This window comes from Cupriavidus sp. GW822-FHT02D05 (assembly GCF_058802485.1).
Map to the genome: position 1 here is coordinate 64,595 of NZ_JBXAOE010000016.1, position 17,777 is coordinate 82,371.

Consider the following 17,777-nt stretch of genomic DNA (forward strand, 5'->3'; position numbering starts at 1 on the left):
TCCCATGCACAAGACTCTCGCCCCTATGCTGCGCATTCTCGGCATGGCCCTGCCGCTTGCGCTGGCCGCATGCACCCTCGAGCCAACATACCAGCGCCCCGCGCAGCCAGTGCCAGAGGCCTGGCCCACCGGCCCGGCCTACGCTGCCGGCACGCCGGCAGCGGCCGAAACCAGCACAGCGGCGGCCGACCTGGGCTGGCAGGACTTTTTCGTCGATGCGCGCCTGCGGCGCCTGATCGAACTGGCGCTGGCCAACAACCGCGATCTGCGCGTGGCCACGCTCGCCATTGAACAGGCACGCGCCCAGTACCGTATCCAGCGCGCCGCGCAGTTCCCCGTAATCGGTGCCAGCGCGGGCGTGCTCAGCCAGCGCGTGCCCAGCGAACTGCGCGCGCCCGGGCAGCCGGCGGTCATCACGCAGTACAGCGCGGGCGTGGGATTCAACGCGTTCGAGCTGGACTTCTTCGGACGCGTGCGCAGCCTCAAGCACGAGGCACTCGAACAATATCTCGCCACGGAGGAAGCGCGCCGCAGCGCCCATATCAGCCTGGTCGCCGAAGTCGCCAGCGCCTACCTGACCTGGCGCGCCGACCAGGTGCTGCTGCAAATCTCGGAGGACACGCTGAAGAGCCAGCAAGCTGCCGCCGAGATGATCGGGCGCGGCAAGCGCGCGGGCGCCATGGCACAGCTGGACCTGCACCGCGCCGAGACCCAGGTGCAGACCGCGCGCGTGGGCGTGGAGCAATACACGCGGCAGGTCGCGCAGGACGAGAATGCCATCAGCCTGCTGATCGGCGGCCCGCTGCCGCAAGACCTGCCACCGCCCGAGCCCTTCGAGTCGACAAGCCTCGTTGCCGAGCTGCCTGCCGGCCTACCTTCGGCGTTGCTGCAGCAAAGGCCCGACATCATGGCCGCCGAGCACCGCCTGAAAGCCTCCAACGCCGACATCGGCGCCGCGCGGGCGGCCTTCTTCCCGACCATCTCGCTGACCGGCGCGGTTGGCTCGGCCAGCACCAATCTGGCAGGGCTGTTCTCCGCAGGCATGGGCGCGTGGACCTTCGCGCCGCAGATCACCCTGCCGATCTTCAATGCCGGCAACAACCAGGCCAGGCTCGATGCCTCCAAGGTGCAGAAGGACATCAATATTGCCGCCTACGAAAAGACTATCCAGACGGCCTTTCGCGAAGTGGCAGACGGCCTGGCCGCGCGCGGGACCTATGACCGGGAGGCCGCCGCGCAGGAAACCCTGGTCAAGGAAGCCAGCGAAACCCAGCGCCTGTCGGAGATGCGGTTCAAGAATGGCGTGGACGACTATTTTGCCGTCTTCGATGCCCAGCGCCAGCTCTATACCGCGCAGCAAACCCTGGCCACCATCCGGCTGGCCCGCCTGACCAGCCGTGTCGCACTGTACAAGGCGCTTGGCGGAGGATGGTCGGAGCACACGGCCGCCGTGGCGCAAAGCGCGGACGTAACACCGGCACGATGAAGCGCACCGCCGCTAGCGGGGCCCGATCGCTACATGCCGGCCCCGGGCCTTGGCCGGACAGGTGGAAGCGCATGCGCCTCGGGCAGGCCTCGCCGCGCGGAGACGGCGGCCTGCCGCTGCGTCATACGGCAGGCCAGCGCCGCCACGCTCTCGATCGCCAGGCAAATCAGGAAGTAGAGCAACGCGACGGCAAGGAACACCTGCGCCGCATAGCCCACGCTGCGCCCGTTGACCTGCGTTGCCGCGGTCGACAACTCCACCACGCCCACGATATAGGCCAGCGACGTATCCTTGGCCAGCGACACCCACACATTGCCCAGCGACGGCAGCATGGCGCGCAGCGTCTGCGGCAACACCACCTGCCAGAGTGCCTGCAACGGCGTCATGCCGAGCGCCAGCGCCGCATTGCGCTGGCCGCGCCCAATCGCGTCGAAGCCCGCCGCCATGACCTGCGCGATGTAGGCTGCGCCGATCAGCGCGAGCGCCAGCACCACGGTCTGCACCTCACCCACGTGAACGCCCGCCAGCATCGGCAACAGGAAGTAAGCCCAGAAGATCAGCATCAACACGGGAATCGCGCGCAGGCAGGCCAGCAACGCACGCACGGCACGCGCCAGCGGTGCCGGCGCCAGGTCAAGCAGCACGGCAACGCCAATGCCCAGCACGGTGGCACCCGCGCAGGCCAGCAGCGCCATCCACAAGGTCAGCGCGGCGCCCGCCAGGGGACCGTTGGGGAACGTGCCAGCCAACAGATAGGGCAACTGCTTGAGCACGACGGCCCAGCCGGAGAGATCGGCATCAGGCACGCGCTGCCTCCGTCCATCCCAGGCGGCGCAGCAGCACCGGCGCCGCCACCTGCAACAACAGGATCAGCGCGACGTAAAGCAGCGTGGCCAGGCCGAAGGCCTGGAAGGTCATCAGGCTGTCGGTTTCCACTTGCCGGGCGGTGTAGGACATCTCCGCAAAGCCGATCGCCATCGCCAGCGATGTGTTCTTGATGGTCTGGCAGAACTGCCCCACCATCGGCCGCGCGGCAACGCGCAGCGCCTGCGGCAGCACCACGCGCCAGAATGCGGCGGCGGGCGTAAAGCCCAGCGCCAGCGCCGCCGCGCCCTGGCCCGCCGGCACGTTGGCGAGGCCCGCCTCGAACTCGCGCGCATAAAATGCGCTGGCGTAAAGGCCGATGCCGGCCAGGCTCGCAAGCGCCTCCAGCGAAGGCGCGGGCACGTGCAAGCCGCCGATGCGCCATCCCTGCCAGTCATACAGCGCGCCGATGGCGCCCTCGCCCAGCAGCTGCGCCGCGCCGAAATACCAGAAGAACAACTGCACCAGCAACGGCGTGCGGCGCAGGAAACCAACGGCGCCGCGCGCCGCCAGGCGCAGCGGCATGATCGGGCTACGCGCGAGCACCAGCCAGCCGGCGGCAATCGCGCAGCCAAGCACAAACACCGTCACCGACAATGCCACGGTCAGGCCAAAGCCGGCGGCGATCCAGCCGACGTACTTTGCCGGCAGCGACTGCAGCAGGATCGCTGGTCCCTGCATGGCTAGCCCTTGCCGGGAAAGAAGAAAGCCATCCTCACTTCAGCGCGCTGCCAATCGTGAAATCCCGCGCCAGCGGCGCCGTGCTCTTCGGCCCGAACCACTTGTCGTAGATGCGCGCCGCCGTGCCGTTCTTCTCCAGCTCCGCCAGGATGCGATCGATCTCCGCGGTCAGCCGGTCCTCGCCCTTGGGAACACCCACGCCCATGTACTCACGCGTCAGCGTGAACGACGAAATCTCGAACTGATCCTTGTTGGGCAACGTCGCCAGCAACGCACCCAGCTTGGCGCCATCCTGCGCAAACGCCTGGATCGCGCCGCTGCGCAGCGCGGTCAGCGCCAGCGGGGAATCGTCATACGCAATCACGCGCGCGTCCGGATACTTCTGCCGCAGCGTGGTCTCCTGCGTGGTGCCCTTGTCCACGCCGAGGCGCCAGGCCTTCAGGTCGTCCGGCTGCTTAAGCGCGCCCTTCCTGGCGATGAACTGCAAGCCGCTGGCGAAGTACGGCGTGGAGAAGCCGATCTGCTGGCGGCGCTCATCGGTGATGGTGAAATTGGCGGCAACGATGTCTACCTTCTGCGATGCCAGCAGGGCGATGCGGTTAGCCGGGTTGGTCGCGCGGAACTCAGGCTTGACGCCCAGCCGCCTGGCAATCTCGGCCGCGTAGTCCACGTCGAGGCCAACAGGGGTGGTACTGCCGGCCTCGACAAAGCCGAACGGCGGGTTCGCGTCGAACACGCCCACGCGCAGCACGCCGGCCTTCTTGATGTCATCCAGGCGGTCCGCCATGGCGGGGCTCGAAGCGAGGACTGTTAGGCCGGTGAGCAGCGTCAGGGCAGCCTTGAACAGCGGCGAAGGGATACGCATGGGGAGTCTCGCTAAGGGTTGGATGGCGAGACGATAGCGGTGGGAACCCAGGCCGGGAACGAATGGTTTTGCAGATGGTTATGCCATCCCGGGGAGCCCCATCGGCAGGCCCCGACGGCCCACTTTCCACGCCCCTTCGAATTCCATGCAAAAATACCCCGATAACGCACCGCAACAAAGCCCCCTGCAATCGCCCCTACCAGCGACCACTACAGGAGAATGAACAACATGTACCGTGGAGAACGTTTCAACGGCTACAGCCATCTGGCGGGCGCCGTCCTGGCCGCGGCCGGCACAGCAGTCCTTATCACCAGCTCTGCCCTTTACCACGACGCCTGGAAGGTCGTCAGCTCCATCGTCTACGGCGCCACGCTGGTCTTCCTCTACACCATCTCCACGCTCTATCACAGCCTGCGCGGCCGCCCCAAGGACATCCTGCGGCGGCTCGATTACTGCGCCATCTACCTGCTGATCGCCGGCAGCTACACGCCCTTCGCGCTGGTCACGCTGCGCGGGCCCTGGGGCTGGACGCTGTTCGGGGTGAACTGGGGACTGGCGGTGATCGGCATCGCGCAGGAGCTGTTGATTGGCCACCGCACCCGCGTGTTCTCGCTGCTGATCTATGTACTGATGGGCTGGCTGGTGCTGTTTGCCTTTGGCCCGCTGGTGGCGGCGCTACCGGCTGCCGGCCTGTACTGGCTGGTGGCGGGCGGTGCGCTCTATACGGCCGGCATCGGGTTCTTCCTGTTCGACGAGAAGGTGCGGCACTTCCACGGCATCTGGCACCTGTTCGTGCTGGCCGGCAGCGCCTGCCAGTTTGTCAGCATTCTCTGGTACGTGGGCTAGCCCCTGGCGTCCTCGAGCGCCAGGCGCATCGGCACATAGGCGATGCCTTTCGTCTGTGCGCGAGGGCCGATGGCCTGGAAGCCGAAGCGCTCGTACACCACGGTTGCGAACGGGCTCGAATTGACGGTGAATTCACGCACCTCGCCGCTGGCGATCGCGGCCTGGCTGGCGGCTTGCCAGAGGGATCCGGCAACGCCGCTCCGATGCATCTGTGGAGCGACGAACAGGTGAAAGAGGTGGCTGACGTCCCGCATCGCAAGGATGCCGGCCAGCTGCTCGCCGCGGTAGGCAACCAGATAGTGGAAGCGCGGACTGGTGACATAACCGGCAATCGCATCCGGCGAGAGGCTGGCGAGAAAGTCCTCCGCGCCGGCCCCGGACGCCTCGATCGTGAAATAGTGCGCGACGCTCATGGCAAGCGCGCTGATGGCGGCAGCGTCTTCGGTGCCGGCTCGGCGAATGACCAACGTTTCCATGGTGGCTCGGGCTGATGATAGCCATCCAGTTTGTCATAGCGCGGGCCGGCGCGCCACATGCCTGCAGCCAGGCCCGAGCTGAACGAGCCCGTCGCGGGCTTACTGCGGCACCAGTTCCACCTTCTCCCGCGTCTCCTTCTCCACCGCCTTGCGCGTGTAGAGCAGCGGGAAGTAATCGCCCCTGGCCCACATCTGCGCCAGATCGCGATAGTGCGGGCTGGTGGGATTGCCGGATTGCCCGGGTGCGTTGACCACGCGCGAGGCATCCCAGTTGCCCACGTCCAGCACCATGCGGAACGACGCGCCCGCGGTGAGCTGGTAGTCGCTGTTGCGGTAGCTCGTGTTCATCGGCGTGAAGGAAGACCCGCCGATCGGCCCGGCGTTGACGTCGTAGCGCTGGCGCGCCGCGTTGTCCAGCAGCGGGTCGAGCGGATGATTGAACACCGCGGTGTGCAGCCTGCCCCATTGCCAGGCTTTGGGGTCCGGGCCGAGCTTGCGCTCCACCTCCGCCATGGCGCTCTTGAGCGAGGCCACGATGACTTCGTTGCGGCGCTCCACCGGCATCCACGGCTCGGGCTTTTCCAGCACCGCCAGCACGCGGCTGGCGTCGCCGTAGCCCGCAAGCTTGGCGCCTTCCGGCGACAGCGCCGCGCGCACCACCGCCGGGCGCAGGTACTTGCTGAACCAGACTTCGAACAACGCCGCCGGCGCGCTGTCGGCGCGCTCGTTGCCGTCCCAGCCGCGCAGCAGGTCGAGTCCCCGCCGCGCCTGGGCGTCCTCGGTGCGTACGTTGGCCAGCAACGCTACCGCGCGCAGCGCCGGCAGCGAGGTGGTGTCGTTCTGCCACGCCATGCTGTCCGCCACCGAGGAATGCGGGTTCGCCGCCACCAGGCTCTTGAGCCGCCGCGCGCGCGCCGTGTCGCTCCATTCGTAGCCCACGCCCATCTTGGCTGCAGGGTGGTTGGGCGGGATGTTGTTCTCGTTGGCGGTCACCACATAGCCGGCGGCCGGGTTGTAGGCCCACGGCAGCTCGTCCATGTTGCGGTAGCCCGCCCACTCGTAGCGGCCGTCGCCCGGCACTGGCGTGAGGCCATCCCAGTTGGGGCGGATGACGGTCAGGCCGCCGGGGATCCAGCCAATGTTGCCTTCGCGGTCGGCGTAGACCTGGTTCTCGCCCGGGGCGCCCCAGCGGTTCATCGCGGCGCGGAACTGGTCCCAGTTCTGGGAGCGCATGTAGTCCATGGAGCCGAAGTACGGCGCCATGCCCAGATCCAGCCAGGCCGCGCGCAGCGCGTAGGCGCGATTGCCCTTGGCATCGGTGACCAGCACCGGGCCGTGGCGGGTGAATTCCAGGCTGATCTTGCGCGGCGCGGCTTCGCCCTTGACAGCGATCTCCTCAGTCACGGTTTCCATCGGTTCCCAACGGCCGCGGTACTTGTATTCATGCGGCTGCGCCGGGTTGGTCTCGTAGACGTAGAGATCCTCCTGGTCCATATAGAAGCGGGTCAGTCCAAAACCAATGTTGTCGTTGTGCCCGATCGAGATCCCCGGCAGGAACGGCTCCCCGGCTCCGATCACCGACATCCCCGGCGCGTTCAGGTGGCTGATGTAGCGCAGGCTGGGCGCGCCGTGCGCGCGGTGCGGGTCATTGGCAAGGATGGGCCGGCCGGTGCTGGTGCGCGAGCCCGAGATCACCCAGTTGTTGGAGCCGAGGCTGCGCGCGGTGTCGCTGTTGGTGTCAAGCACCGCATACAACGCTTCGTGCGGGATGCCCTCCGCCTTGGCCGAAGCCCACCACTCTTTCGGAAAGCGCGGCGCGGCGGTGGCGAGTTCATAGGCGCGGCGCAGCTCCACGGTCGGCAGCGCGCAGGGGTCGAGGCCGTCCGGCAGCTTGGGCTGGATCGGCGGATCCAGCTCGCGCTGCACCCAGTCGGTGCGGGCGGCGTCGGGCTTGACCTGGCAGTAGACCTGCGCGCGATTGACCTCGCCCATGAAATTGAGCGTGAGCCCGTGATGGCGGATGCGCACGATATCTTCCGCACGCCAGCGCGCGGGCTTGTAGTTCAGCACGCGAAACTCCGGCGGCAGCAAGTCCGGCCTGCTCTCCGTCTGCGCCACATAGGCGTTCACGCCGGCCACGAACGCCTCCGCCACGCGCTTGGCATCCGAGCCATAGGCCAGCCACTCGCGGTACATGTCGCCGCGGAACAGCACGGCGCGCGCCATGCGGTCCCCTTCTACATAGGCCGGCCCAAAGTCCTTGGCCATCTCGCCCAGGCCACGCTTGCGCCACAAGTCGATCTGCCACAGGCGGTCGCGCGCGGCCATGAAGCCTTGTACATAGAAGGCGTCGTAGAGCGTGTTGGCGTAGATATGCGGCACGCCCCAGCGGTCGATCAGGATGCTGGCGGGCTTCTCCAGGCCCGCCACCTGGAAGCGTTCGTTGGCGGGGGCCGCGGCGGTTGCTGCGGTTGTGGCGGCCGGTGGCACGGCCTGGGCGGCGGCAGTGCTCAGGATGAGCAGCGCGGCAAGGCGGCGGGCTCGGCAAACCATGGTGTTTCCTTGGGGACGTGGGGATCGCATCAGGTAAAAATCGGGTGTCGCGAGCCGTGCTGGCGCGGCGAATCGCCGCCAAGGATAGCGGAAGTCGCGCGGGCGAGCCTAATCGGGCTGCCCATTTTTGCCGGATTGCAACCCGGCTCACGCTCCGGGAACCGCCGCGAACACCCAACTGGCGCGGCTTTCCATGAATTTCATCGGGCAAAACTTTGATGCAGTGCAGAATGACGGGGCACACGTGGAAGCCTATAATCCCAAAACCGGTTTCACTCTTCGAAACCGGCCGACTCCGGAGTGCGCTCGCGTGACGGTACCGACTACCTCCCTCCAGAAGGCCTGCAGGCTGCTGCGCGTGCTGTCGGACGCGCGCAATACGCGCCTGACCGACCTGGCCGTGGCGGCCGGCGTCGACAAGGCCTCGGCGCTGCGCCTGCTGGACACGCTGGCGGCCGAAGGCTTTATCGAGCGTGACCCCGACACCAAGGCGTTCACGCTGGGCCCCGAATGGCTGGCGCTGCGCGCGGCCAGCGTGCGCCGCATCGACCCGCGCGCCAGCGTGCGGCCGGCGCTGATCCGGCTTGCCCAAGCCTTCGAGGACACCACCATCCTGTCAGTGCCAAGCGGCTGGGAATCCGTCTGCCTGGAACTGCGCCCCGGCACTTTCCCGATCCGCGCCAACTACCTTGACGTGGGCAGCCGGCGCCCGCTTGGGGTCGGCGCGGGCAGCCTGGCGCTGCTGGCGGCACTGCCCGATGCGGAGGTGGAAGCCACCTTGCACGCCATCGCACCCGCGCTCAAGCGCTATCCGCGCATCAGCGCGGCGATGCTGCTGCGCGAGGTGGAGGCCACCCGCGCGCGCGGCTACGCGGTGCTGCTGGATGTGGTGGTGGAACGCATGGGCGGCATCGCCATCGCGCTGCCGGACCCGGATGGCTACCCGCTTGGCGCCATCAGCATTGCCGCGCTCAATGAGCGCATCAGTGAGCGCGAGCCGGCGCTCGCGCGCGCGCTGCGCCGCGAAGCCGAAACCGTTTGCGCTGCCTGGACACCGCCGGCGCCCAACTCGGCGGCGGCACGCCGGCGCAACGCCACCATGGCCAGCGCCACGCCAACGACCAAGACCCCGACTGCGCGCAAGACGCGGCGAACCATCACGACCGACCTGTAACCGGAGACAGACAGCATGCGCTGGAAGCAACGACCGCAAGGTTCCAACTGGGGCGACTTCGGCCCCGACGACCAGCTTGGCCGCGTCAACCTGATCGGCGCAGAGCAGGTGCGCAAGGGCGCGCGCGAGATACAGGCCGGGCTGTCGTTCTGCCTGTCGCTGCCGCTGGATTATCCCGGCGGCAACAAGCTCAACCCGCGCCGCCATCCGCCAGTGCTGCGCCCCACCTTCCGCGACGACATACCCTATGTGAACTTCCCGCTGGCCAAGGTCGACCCAAGCGCCACCGACGTGATCAGCGACGACCAGGTGCTGCTGTCGCTGCAGTACTCCACGCAGTGGGACTCGCTCGCCCACGTGGGCGCGCTGTTCGATGCGGATGGCGATGGCCGCCCGGAGCGGGTCTACTACAACGGCTACCGGGCCAACGAGCACATCGTGGGCCCGGTGGACTACGCGGAGGACGATCATTTTGCCGCGCACGCCTGCGGCCACGACCACAGCGAGGCGCGCGCGCTCGGCATCGAGAACTTCGCCGTCAAGGGCATGCAGGGGCGCGGCGTGCTGGTGGACCTGGCCAATGCGTTTGGCCAGGATTTGCGCAACGTGGGCTACGACGACCTGATGCACGTGCTGGAGGCCGACCGGGTGGAGGTGGAACCCGGCGACATGCTGTTGCTGCGCACGGGCTTTGCCGAAGTGGTGCTGTCGATGCAGCGCGAGCCGGATGAAGCCGTGCTGCATCACAGCTGTTGCGCGCTGGACGGCCGCGACGACCGCCTGCTGAACTGGATCACCGATGCGGGCATCGCCGCGCTGATCGCCGACAACTACGCGGTGGAGCGCTATCCGGCGCGGCCCGCGCCGGCCGACCAGCCGAATCATCCGCTGCTGCCGCTGCACCATCACTGCCTGTTCAAGCTCGGCCTGCCGCTGGGCGAACTCTGGTACCTGAAGGAGCTCGCGCAGTGGCTGCGCGCCAACCAGCGCTCGCGCTTCATGCTGACCGCGCCGCCGCTGCGGCTGCCGGGCGCGGTGGGCTCGCCCACCACGCCGATCGCTACCGTCTAGGCACCCACAAGAAAGCAAGTCAACAAGACCAAAGCTGGAGGAGACCACCATGAACCGAAACCAATCGCTGCTGCGCCGCCCGCTGGGCGCGCTCGCCATCGCCGCCGCGTTGCTGTGCGGCGCAGGACAGGCCAATGCGCAGCCGGCCAAGGCCGGCATTTCCGATGACGAGGTCAAGATCGGCCTGATCCTCGACATGAGCGGCCTGTACGCCGACGTGACCGGGCGCGGCAGCGCCACCGCCGCGCAGATGGCCATCGACGATTTTGGCGGCAAGGTGCTGGGCAAGAAGATCGAGCTGGTGGTGGCCGATCACCAGAACAAGGCCGACATCGCCGCCAGCAAGGCGCGCGAGTGGTTCGATACGGGCCACGTCGACGCCATCCTGGACGTGGCCGCCTCGGCACCGGCGCTGGCGGTGCTGGAGGTCGCCAAGCAGAAGAACAAGATCGTGGTGTTCTCCGGCCCCGGCACCGAGCGCATCACCAACGACCTGTGCACGCCGGTTTCGGTGCATTACGCCTATGACACCTACGCGCTGGCCAATTCCACAGCGCGCGCGGTAGTGCAGCGCGGCGGCAAGACATGGTTCTTCCTGACCGCCGACTACGCCTTCGGCCACACGCTGCAGGAGTCCGCCACCGCCGTGATCAACGAGACCGGCGGCAAGGTGCTCGGCGCGGCGCGCCATCCCATTGGCGCCAGCGATTTTGCTTCCTACCTGCTGCAGGCGCAGGCCAGCAAGGCGCAGGTGGTGGGCCTGGCCAATGCCGGCGGCGATGCCGTCAACGCCATCAAGGCGGCCAGCGAATTCGGCCTGACCAAAGGTGGCAACCAGCGCATGGCGGGGCTGCTGCTGTACATCAACGACATCCACGCCATCGGCCTGAAGACCGCATCCGGGCTGCTGCTGACCGAGGGCTTCTACTGGGACATGAACGACGCCACGCGCGCGTGGTCGCGCCGGTACTTCGAGAAGCTCAAGAAGATGCCGAACATGAGCCAGGCCGGCACCTATTCGTCGGTGATGCATTACCTCAAGGCGATCCAGGCCGCGGGCACCGACGAAACCGCTGCCGTCATGAAGCAGATGAAGGCGATGCCGATCAACGACTTCTTCGCCAAGAACGGCCGTATCCGCGAAGACGGCCGCATGATTCACGACATGTACCTGTTCGAGGTCAAGACGCCGGCGGAATCGAAGTACCCATGGGACTACTACAAGCTGCTGGCCACGGTGCCAGGCGACCAGGCCTTCATGCCGGTGGCCAAGTCGCAGTGCCCGCTGCTGAAACGGTGAAGCGGTGACGGTGAAGCGAGACGACATGCCACACGCAGCTTACCTGCGCGGCGCGGGCAATACGCGCTTTGGCCGCGTCGAGGGCAGCACGCCGCTGACGCTGATGGCGCAGGCCACCGACGCCGCGCTGGCCGACGCGGGCCTGGCCCGCGCCGACATCGACGGCGTGCTGTGCGGCTACGCCACCACGCTGCCGCACCTGATGCTGGCCACGCGCTTTTGCGAGTACGCCTCGCTCGATCCGGCCTACGCGCACGGCGTGGCCTCCGGCGGCGCCACCGGCGGCGTGATGGCCATGCTGGCGCGCGAGCTGGTGGGCGCAGGGCGCTGCCGCAACGTGCTGGTGGTAGCCGGCGAGAACCGCCTCTCCGGCCAGAGCCGTGACCAGTCCATCCAGACGCTGGCCCAGGTTGGCGAGCCGGACATGGAAGTGCCCAACGGCGCTTCCGTGCCGGCTTACTACGCGCTGCTGGCCTCGCGCTATCTGGCCGAGACCGGCATGCACGCCGACGCTCTCAGCGGCTTCGCGGTGCTGATGCGCGAGCACGCGGCGGGGCACCCCGATGCGCACCTGCGTGAGCCGCTCACGCTGGATGCGGCACGCGCCGCCAAGCCCATCGCCACGCCGCTGCGGCTGTCGGACTGCTGCCCGATCTCCGATGGCGCGGTGGCGCTGGTGGTGTCCGCCGAGCCGGGTGGCGGCACACCCGTGCGCATCACGGGCGCGGGGCAGGCACATCGCCACCAGCATCTGTGCGCGCTCGACAGCGTGCTGGCTACCGGCGCTGCAGACGCCGCGCGGCGCGCGCTCGCGCAAGCGGGCAACACGATCGGGCAGATCGACTACCTGGCGATCTACGACTCGTTCACGATCACGCTGGCCATGCTGCTGGAAGAGCTTGGCATAGCCCCGCGCGGCGGCTCGCCGCAGCGGCTTGCGGCAGGCGACTTTGCGCGCGACGGCGCGCTGCCGCTCAACACGCACGGCGGCCTGCTTGCCTTCGGGCACTCGGGCGTGGCCGGCGGGCTGATGCATCTGGCGGAAGCCACGCGGCAGCTTGCGGGCAAGGCTGGCGCGCGCCAGTTGCCGCCGCGCAAGCGCGCGCTGTTTCACGCGGATGGCGGGGTGCTGTCTTCGCATGTCAGCCTGGTGCTGGAGGCGGGAACGCTTGCAATACCCACCGCTTCGCCAAGGACATCGCCATGAGCAATGACCATCCCTATCAAGCCGGCCTCGACGCAGGCGTGGTGCGCTATCAGGCGTGCGAGGACTGCGCCGCGTGGCAACCGCTGCAGCGCCATGCATGCCGCGCTTGCGGCAGCACGCGGCTGACGTGGCGCGACGCCACGGGTCGCGCTACCGTGCACAGCGTCACCGAAGTCGCGCGCGCGCCCACCGATTTCCGCGCGCTGGCGCCTTACACGCTGGTGCTGGCCACGCTTGACGAAGGCCCGCGCGTGATGGGGCATGCCGAGCCCGGCGTGACGATCGGCGAGCGCGTGCGCGCGGGGTTCATGCGCCATGGCGAGCGCACGCTGCTGCGTTTCCAGCGCGAGTAAGCCGCATGGCCCGGCGTAGCACGACGCAGCACGACACAGCACGACACAGCAACATACATCGACACCCTGGAGACCGACATGGTCCGAACCTTGCCGCTTCGGCGGCCCGCGCGCGCCTTGCTGGTGGGCGCGATGGCAATGACCGCCGTGCTGCTGGCCGCGCCCGGCGCACGCGCGCAGGACTGGCCAACGCGTCCGGTGCGGCTGGTTGTGCCTTACCCGCCCGGCGGCCCCACCGACATCGTGGCGCGCGTGGTCGGGCAGAAATTGTCGGAGCAGCTCAAGCAGCCCGTGGTGATCGAGAACCGGCCCGGCGCGGGCGGAAATATCGGTGCTGAGGCCACCGCGAAGGCCGCGCCGGATGGCTACACGCTGCTGGTGGCGACCACGGCGCACGCCATCAACATGACGCTGTTCACCAAGCCCGGCTACAACACGCAGAAGGACTTCGCCCCGGTCTCGCTGCTGACGCGCGGCCCGCTGGTGCTGGTCACGGCGCCCGCCACACCGGCGGCCAATGTCGCGGAGCTGATCGCGCTGGCCAAGGCCAAGCCGGGACAAGTCAGCTTTGCCAGCTCCGGCAACGGCCAGTCCACGCACCTCGCCGCCGAACTGTTCAACAGCATGGCGGGCACGCACATGACCCACGTGCCGTACAAAGGCAGCGCGCCCGCGCTCACCGATGTGATGGGCGGGCAGGCCACAGTGATGTTCGACACCATGCTCTCCGCCATGCCCTTCGTGCGCGAGGGCCGGCTGCGCGCGCTGGCGATCACCGGCGCGGCCCGCTCGCCCGCCGCGCCCGATGTGCCCACCATGGCGCAGGCTGGCCTGCCCGGCTACGAAGCCACCGCGTGGAACGCTCTGCTCGCGCCGGCGGCGACACCACAGGCCGTGATCGCCACCTTGAGCAGCGCGCTGAAGACCGTGCTTGAACAGGAGGATGTACGCGCCAAGTTCGCTACGCAGGGCTTCGCCGCGGAATGGACGGCGCCTGGCGCCACGGCGCAGTTCCTGACCCGGGAGATCGACAAATGGGGCAAGGTGGTCAAGGCCTCCGGCGCCACCATCGATTGAGCCATTCACGCTGTTCCCTGAAGCCGGACATGCCGGCCTTTGATTCCGGATCGCACTCATCATGAACCAGACCTTGCAAGCCTTGCTGGCGCCTCGCTCGATCGCGGTGATCGGCGCCTCCGACCATATCCACAAGATCGGTGGCCGGCCCATCTACTACATGCGCGAGCATGGCTACGCCGGCAAGCTCTTCCCGGTGAACCCGCAGCGCGACACCATCCAGGGCCTGCCCGCCTTTGCCTCGCTCGATGCGCTGCCCGAGGTGCCGGAGCTGGCCATCATCGTGGTGGGCGGCGACGCAGCCGTGTCGGCGGTGCGCGATTGCGCGCGGCTGGGCGTGGCGGCCGCGATCGTGATCGCCTCGGGCTTCGGCGAAGCGGGCGAGGAAGGCCGCCGCCAGCAGGACGAGATGGTGCGGATTGCCGCGGGCGCGGGGCTGCGCCTGGTTGGCCCGAACAGCCAGGGCCTGGCCAACTTCGGCACCGGCACCATTGCCAGCTTCTCCACCATGTTTATCGAAGTGCCGCCGCAGGATGGCCCGGTGGCGGTGGTGAGCCAGAGCGGCGGCGTCAGCGCCATGGTCTACGGCCTGCTGCGCGGCCAGGGCATCGGCGTGCGCCATATGCACGCCACCGGCAACGAAGCCGACATCACAGTGAGCGAGCTGGCGCTGGCCGTGGCGCACGATCCCGATGTGCAACTGATCCTGCTGTACCTGGAGAGCCTGACCGATCCGGCCATGCTTGCGCGAGCCGCCGCGGTGGCGCGCCGCCGTGGCGTGCCCATCGTTGCCGTCAAGGCGGGCCGCTCCAGCGCGGGCCAGCGCGCGGCAGCGTCGCACACCGGCGCCATTGCCAATGAAGACCGCGCGGTGGGTGCCTTCCTGGCGCGGCACGGCATCTGCCGCGTGGATGATGCGCACGCGCTGGCGCGCTGTGCACCGCTTTACCTGCGCGGCTGGCAGGCCAGCGGGCGGCAACTGGTGGTGGTGAGCAATTCCGGCGCGAGCTGCGTGATGGCGGCCGACGCGGCGGAGCCGCTCGGGCTTGCGCTGGCGCCGCTGTCGCAGGCCACGCAAGCGGCGCTGGCGCAGCGCCTGCCCGGATTCGCCTCAACCGCAAACCCGGTCGATGTCACCGCCGCGCTGCTGACCAACAGCGGGCTGTTTGGCGACGTGCTGCCGGTGGTGGCCGCCGACCCGGCCGCCGACCTGTTGCTGCTGGATATCCCGGTGGCGGGCATGGGCTACGACCTGCCGCGCTTTGCACGCGACGCCGCCAGCTTTGCAGACAGCGCCGGCAAGCCGATTGCCGTGGCGGCCTGGCAGGCGCCGGTGGCAGCTGCGTTCCGCGCGGCCAACGTGCCCACCTATGCCAGCGGCGCCGAGGCGCTGGCTGCGTTCGCGCAACTGGTCACGCACCAGCAGCAACTGCGCGATGTGGCCGCGCAAGACACGGCCGTCGCCGCGCATCGGCCCGCGGCAAGCGATGCAGCAGGCGCTGCGTCGAGCGCTACCGGCCACACGCTGAGCGAGGCGGCGAGCCTCGCGCGCCTGGCGTTGGCGGGCATCCCGGTGGTAGCGCACAAGCTGTGCCAGAGCGTGGATGAAGCGGTCGCGGCGTGGCGCGAGTTGAAAGGGCCCGTCGCAGTCAAGGCCAGCTCGCCGCAAGTGCCGCACAAGAGCGAGCACGGCCTTGTCGCGTTGAACTGCAACGATGAACACGCCGTGGCGCAGGCCTTCCTCACGCAGACCGACATCCTGGACAAGCTCGGCGCGGCCTGCGAGGGCGTGGTGGTGGCGCGCATGGAACGCGGCCAGCGCGAATGCATGGTGGGCGCGCACTGGGACCCGGTGTTCGGGCCGGTGGTGCTGGTGGGAGACGGCGGCAAATATGTGGAGGTGCTGCGCGACACGGCCGTGCTGCTGGCGCCGTGCAGCGAGGCCGCGGTGGCGCGCGCCGTGGCCGGCCTGCGCATTGCGCCACTGCTGGCGGGCGTGCGCGGCGAGCCGGCTGTCGATGTGGCGGCGCTATGCCGGATCGCCGTGCGCGTGGGCCAGCTGATGCTTGACGCCAACGGTGCGATCCGCTCGATTGACCTCAACCCGGTGATGGTGAGTGCGGGCGGGGCGGTGGTGGTGGATGCGCTGATGGAGGTGGCAGGGGACGCTACGCCAGCCTGATCGCTTTCCAGCCAGGCTCAGTAGACATCGCGCCGATACCGGCCCTGCTCACCAAGGCGCAGCAGGGCCTCTTCGCCCAGCACCTCCGACAGCGCCGCGTTGACGCCACCGGCCATGCCTTTGAGGCTGCCGCAAACGTAGATGGCCGCGCCAGCTTCGATCCATTCTCGCAATGCGTCGGCCGATGCGCGCACGGCGTCCTGCACGTAATGGAGCGAGCCGCCATCGCGCGAGTAGACCAGGTCCAGCCGCTGCAGCACGCCATTGGCCTGCCATGCGGTGAGCTCAGAGTGGTGGAACGCGTCGTGCTCCGCGGTGCGCTCACCAAACAGCAGCCAGTTGCGATGATGCCCGGCCGCGGCGCGGGCTTTCAGGTGCGCGCGCAGGCCGGCCAGGCCGGTGCCGTTGCCGATCAGGATCAGCGGGCGATCATCCGCAGGCGGATGAAAGCCGCGATTGGTGCGGATGCGCAGGGCGATGCCCGCGCCTGGCTCCGCATGCGCGGTGAGCCAGCCGGATGCCAGGCCGAGCCGGCCATCGTCATGGCGCGTCTGGCGCACCAGCAAATCCAGTTGCCCGTCGCCCGGCAGCGAGGCAATCGAATACTCGCGGTGCGGCAACAGCGGCAGCGTATCCACCAGCCGTTGCGGCGTGACGCCGGCCAGTGCTGCCAGATGCGGATCGGGCAGGACGATGCGCGTGGCGAGCGCCTGCGCCAGCGTGGTGGATGCGCCATCGCAGCGCACAGCGGTGTCGCCGTCCAGCGAGAGCTTTGCCAGCACACGCGCCACCTCGGACGGCGCAAGACACGGGCCGATCTCGGCGATGTCGCCGGCCTGCCACGACGGCGCGCCCCCGCCCACTGTGGCCGGCACCAGCGCAAGGTGGAAGGCTGGTGCGCCCGGGCTGCCCGGATTGAGCAGTCTGCGCTCGTGCAGGCGCCAGTCGGCGTAGCGGGGCATTTCCCAGTCGGCGATTTCGGCGCCGCCGGCGAGTGCGCTGAGATGGTTCTGCCAGTGGCGCAGGGCCCCGGCATCGCCATTGTCCACTTCCACCATGTCGAAGAGCGCCTGCGCATGCTGGCGCTGCATCCATGCCGACAGCGCGTGGCCGAAGGCGCAGTAGTTCGCGTAGCTGCGGTCGCCAAGCGCGAGGATGCCGTAGCGCAGCGCGCGCAGGCCACCTGCGCCGGCGGCGGCCGTCAGGCGGCGTGCAAAGCCCGAGGCGCTGTCTGGCGCATCGCCCTCGCCCGTGGTACTGACCACGAACAGCGCCTGACGGCAATGGGCAAGACGCCCGGCCACCAGCTGGTCGAACGATAGCAACTGCGCGGGCACGCCGGCATCCTGCAGCGCCTGCGCGGTCTGCAGCGCAAGCTGCTCGGCAAAGCCGCTCTGGCTCGCGTAGGCCACGACCGTGGCGCCGTCCTTGGCTTCCGATAGCTGGCCGGCGCGCGGACGCCGCCGGCGATGCCGGCCGATCACGGCGGCACAGAACCCGGCATAGGCTATTACCACGCCGGCGGCCATGCCCGCGCGGCTGGGTGCGAGAAAGCCCAGAGCGGTGCCGGCCACGCCAGCCAGCGCGCCCAGCAGGATCACGGCGTCGATGACGCGGAAGCGCTTGCGGGAATTGCCGGCAT

Annotated in this window: 15 protein-coding genes; 9 read left to right on the forward strand and 6 right to left on the reverse strand. The window is 68.7% G+C overall.

Annotated features, from left to right (window positions below; all coding sequences use genetic code 11):
- The first annotated feature begins 4 nt into the window (after nucleotides 1-4).
- On the forward strand, nucleotides 5-1,486 hold the full coding sequence (locus tag AC1RQK_RS21605) for an efflux transporter outer membrane subunit (protein ID WP_492811057.1): 1,482 nt from the start codon (nucleotides 5-7) through the stop codon (nucleotides 1,484-1,486).
- A gap of 29 nt (nucleotides 1,487-1,515) precedes the next feature.
- Here the strand turns inward: AC1RQK_RS21605 and AC1RQK_RS21610 are convergent, their stop codons facing one another.
- The 3 genes from AC1RQK_RS21610 to AC1RQK_RS21620 are packed head-to-tail and all read right to left on the reverse strand — an operon-like array spanning nucleotide 1,516 to nucleotide 3,896.
- A complete protein-coding gene (locus AC1RQK_RS21610; RefSeq protein ID WP_492375624.1) occupies nucleotides 1,516-2,292 on the reverse strand; it encodes an amino acid ABC transporter permease in 777 nt (258 codons plus the stop codon).
- Nucleotides 2,285-3,031, reverse strand: a complete 747-nt coding sequence (locus AC1RQK_RS21615; RefSeq protein ID WP_492375625.1) for an ABC transporter permease subunit — start codon at nucleotides 3,029-3,031, stop codon at nucleotides 2,285-2,287. The genes AC1RQK_RS21610 and AC1RQK_RS21615 overlap by 8 nt, the downstream gene beginning before the upstream one ends.
- Before the next feature lie 34 nt (nucleotides 3,032-3,065).
- A complete protein-coding gene (locus tag AC1RQK_RS21620) occupies nucleotides 3,066-3,896 on the reverse strand; it encodes an ABC transporter substrate-binding protein (protein ID WP_492375626.1) in 831 nt (276 codons plus the stop codon).
- Nucleotides 3,897-4,124: 228 nt separating this feature from the next.
- Here AC1RQK_RS21620 and trhA point away from each other — a divergent pair, with 228 nt between their 5' ends.
- Nucleotides 4,125-4,742, forward strand: a complete 618-nt coding sequence (gene trhA / locus AC1RQK_RS21625; RefSeq protein WP_253929680.1) for a PAQR family membrane homeostasis protein TrhA — start codon at nucleotides 4,125-4,127, stop codon at nucleotides 4,740-4,742.
- Here the strand turns inward: trhA and AC1RQK_RS21630 are convergent.
- On the reverse strand, nucleotides 4,739-5,218 hold the full coding sequence (locus AC1RQK_RS21630) for a GNAT family N-acetyltransferase (RefSeq protein ID WP_492375627.1): 480 nt from the start codon (nucleotides 5,216-5,218) through the stop codon (nucleotides 4,739-4,741). The two genes, trhA and AC1RQK_RS21630, sit on opposite strands and share 4 nt — an antisense overlap.
- A 99-nt stretch (nucleotides 5,219-5,317) precedes the next feature.
- Nucleotides 5,318-7,771: a penicillin acylase family protein gene (locus AC1RQK_RS21635; protein ID WP_492375628.1), complete on the reverse strand. Its 2,454-nt coding sequence runs from the start codon at nucleotides 7,769-7,771 to the stop codon at nucleotides 5,318-5,320.
- 310 nt (nucleotides 7,772-8,081) lie between these two features.
- Here AC1RQK_RS21635 and AC1RQK_RS21640 point away from each other — a divergent pair, with 310 nt between their 5' ends.
- From AC1RQK_RS21640 to AC1RQK_RS21670, 7 genes are all read left to right on the forward strand, one after another.
- Nucleotides 8,082-8,945, forward strand: coding sequence for an IclR family transcriptional regulator (locus AC1RQK_RS21640; RefSeq protein WP_492375629.1), 864 nt, complete (start codon nucleotides 8,082-8,084; stop codon nucleotides 8,943-8,945).
- A 15-nt stretch (nucleotides 8,946-8,960) separates the two neighbouring features.
- Nucleotides 8,961-10,016: a cyclase family protein gene (locus tag AC1RQK_RS21645; protein ID WP_492375630.1), complete on the forward strand. Its 1,056-nt coding sequence runs from the start codon at nucleotides 8,961-8,963 to the stop codon at nucleotides 10,014-10,016.
- Nucleotides 10,017-10,065: 49 nt separating this feature from the next.
- Nucleotides 10,066-11,316, forward strand: a complete 1,251-nt coding sequence (locus AC1RQK_RS21650; protein ID WP_492375631.1) for an ABC transporter substrate-binding protein — start codon at nucleotides 10,066-10,068, stop codon at nucleotides 11,314-11,316.
- Between the two features lie 25 nt (nucleotides 11,317-11,341).
- The gene (locus tag AC1RQK_RS21655) at nucleotides 11,342-12,523 is read left to right on the forward strand and encodes a thiolase family protein (protein WP_492811062.1); all 1,182 of its coding nucleotides are present in this window, start codon (nucleotides 11,342-11,344) and stop codon (nucleotides 12,521-12,523) included.
- Nucleotides 12,520-12,876, forward strand: a complete 357-nt coding sequence (locus AC1RQK_RS21660) for a Zn-ribbon domain-containing OB-fold protein (RefSeq protein WP_492811064.1) — start codon at nucleotides 12,520-12,522, stop codon at nucleotides 12,874-12,876. The genes AC1RQK_RS21655 and AC1RQK_RS21660 overlap by 4 nt, the downstream gene beginning before the upstream one ends.
- Nucleotides 12,877-12,954: 78 nt before the next feature.
- Nucleotides 12,955-13,953: a tripartite tricarboxylate transporter substrate binding protein gene (locus AC1RQK_RS21665; protein ID WP_492811066.1), complete on the forward strand. Its 999-nt coding sequence runs from the start codon at nucleotides 12,955-12,957 to the stop codon at nucleotides 13,951-13,953.
- Between the two features lie 61 nt (nucleotides 13,954-14,014).
- Complete coding sequence (locus AC1RQK_RS21670; protein ID WP_492811068.1) at nucleotides 14,015-16,135, forward strand: acetate--CoA ligase family protein; 2,121 nt, start codon at nucleotides 14,015-14,017, stop codon at nucleotides 16,133-16,135.
- A gap of 17 nt (nucleotides 16,136-16,152) precedes the next feature.
- On the opposite strand, the gene AC1RQK_RS21675 is transcribed toward AC1RQK_RS21670, so the two are convergent.
- Nucleotides 16,153-17,664: a sulfite reductase subunit alpha gene (locus tag AC1RQK_RS21675; protein WP_492811177.1), complete on the reverse strand. Its 1,512-nt coding sequence runs from the start codon at nucleotides 17,662-17,664 to the stop codon at nucleotides 16,153-16,155.
- Between the last annotated feature and the right edge of the window lie 113 nt (nucleotides 17,665-17,777).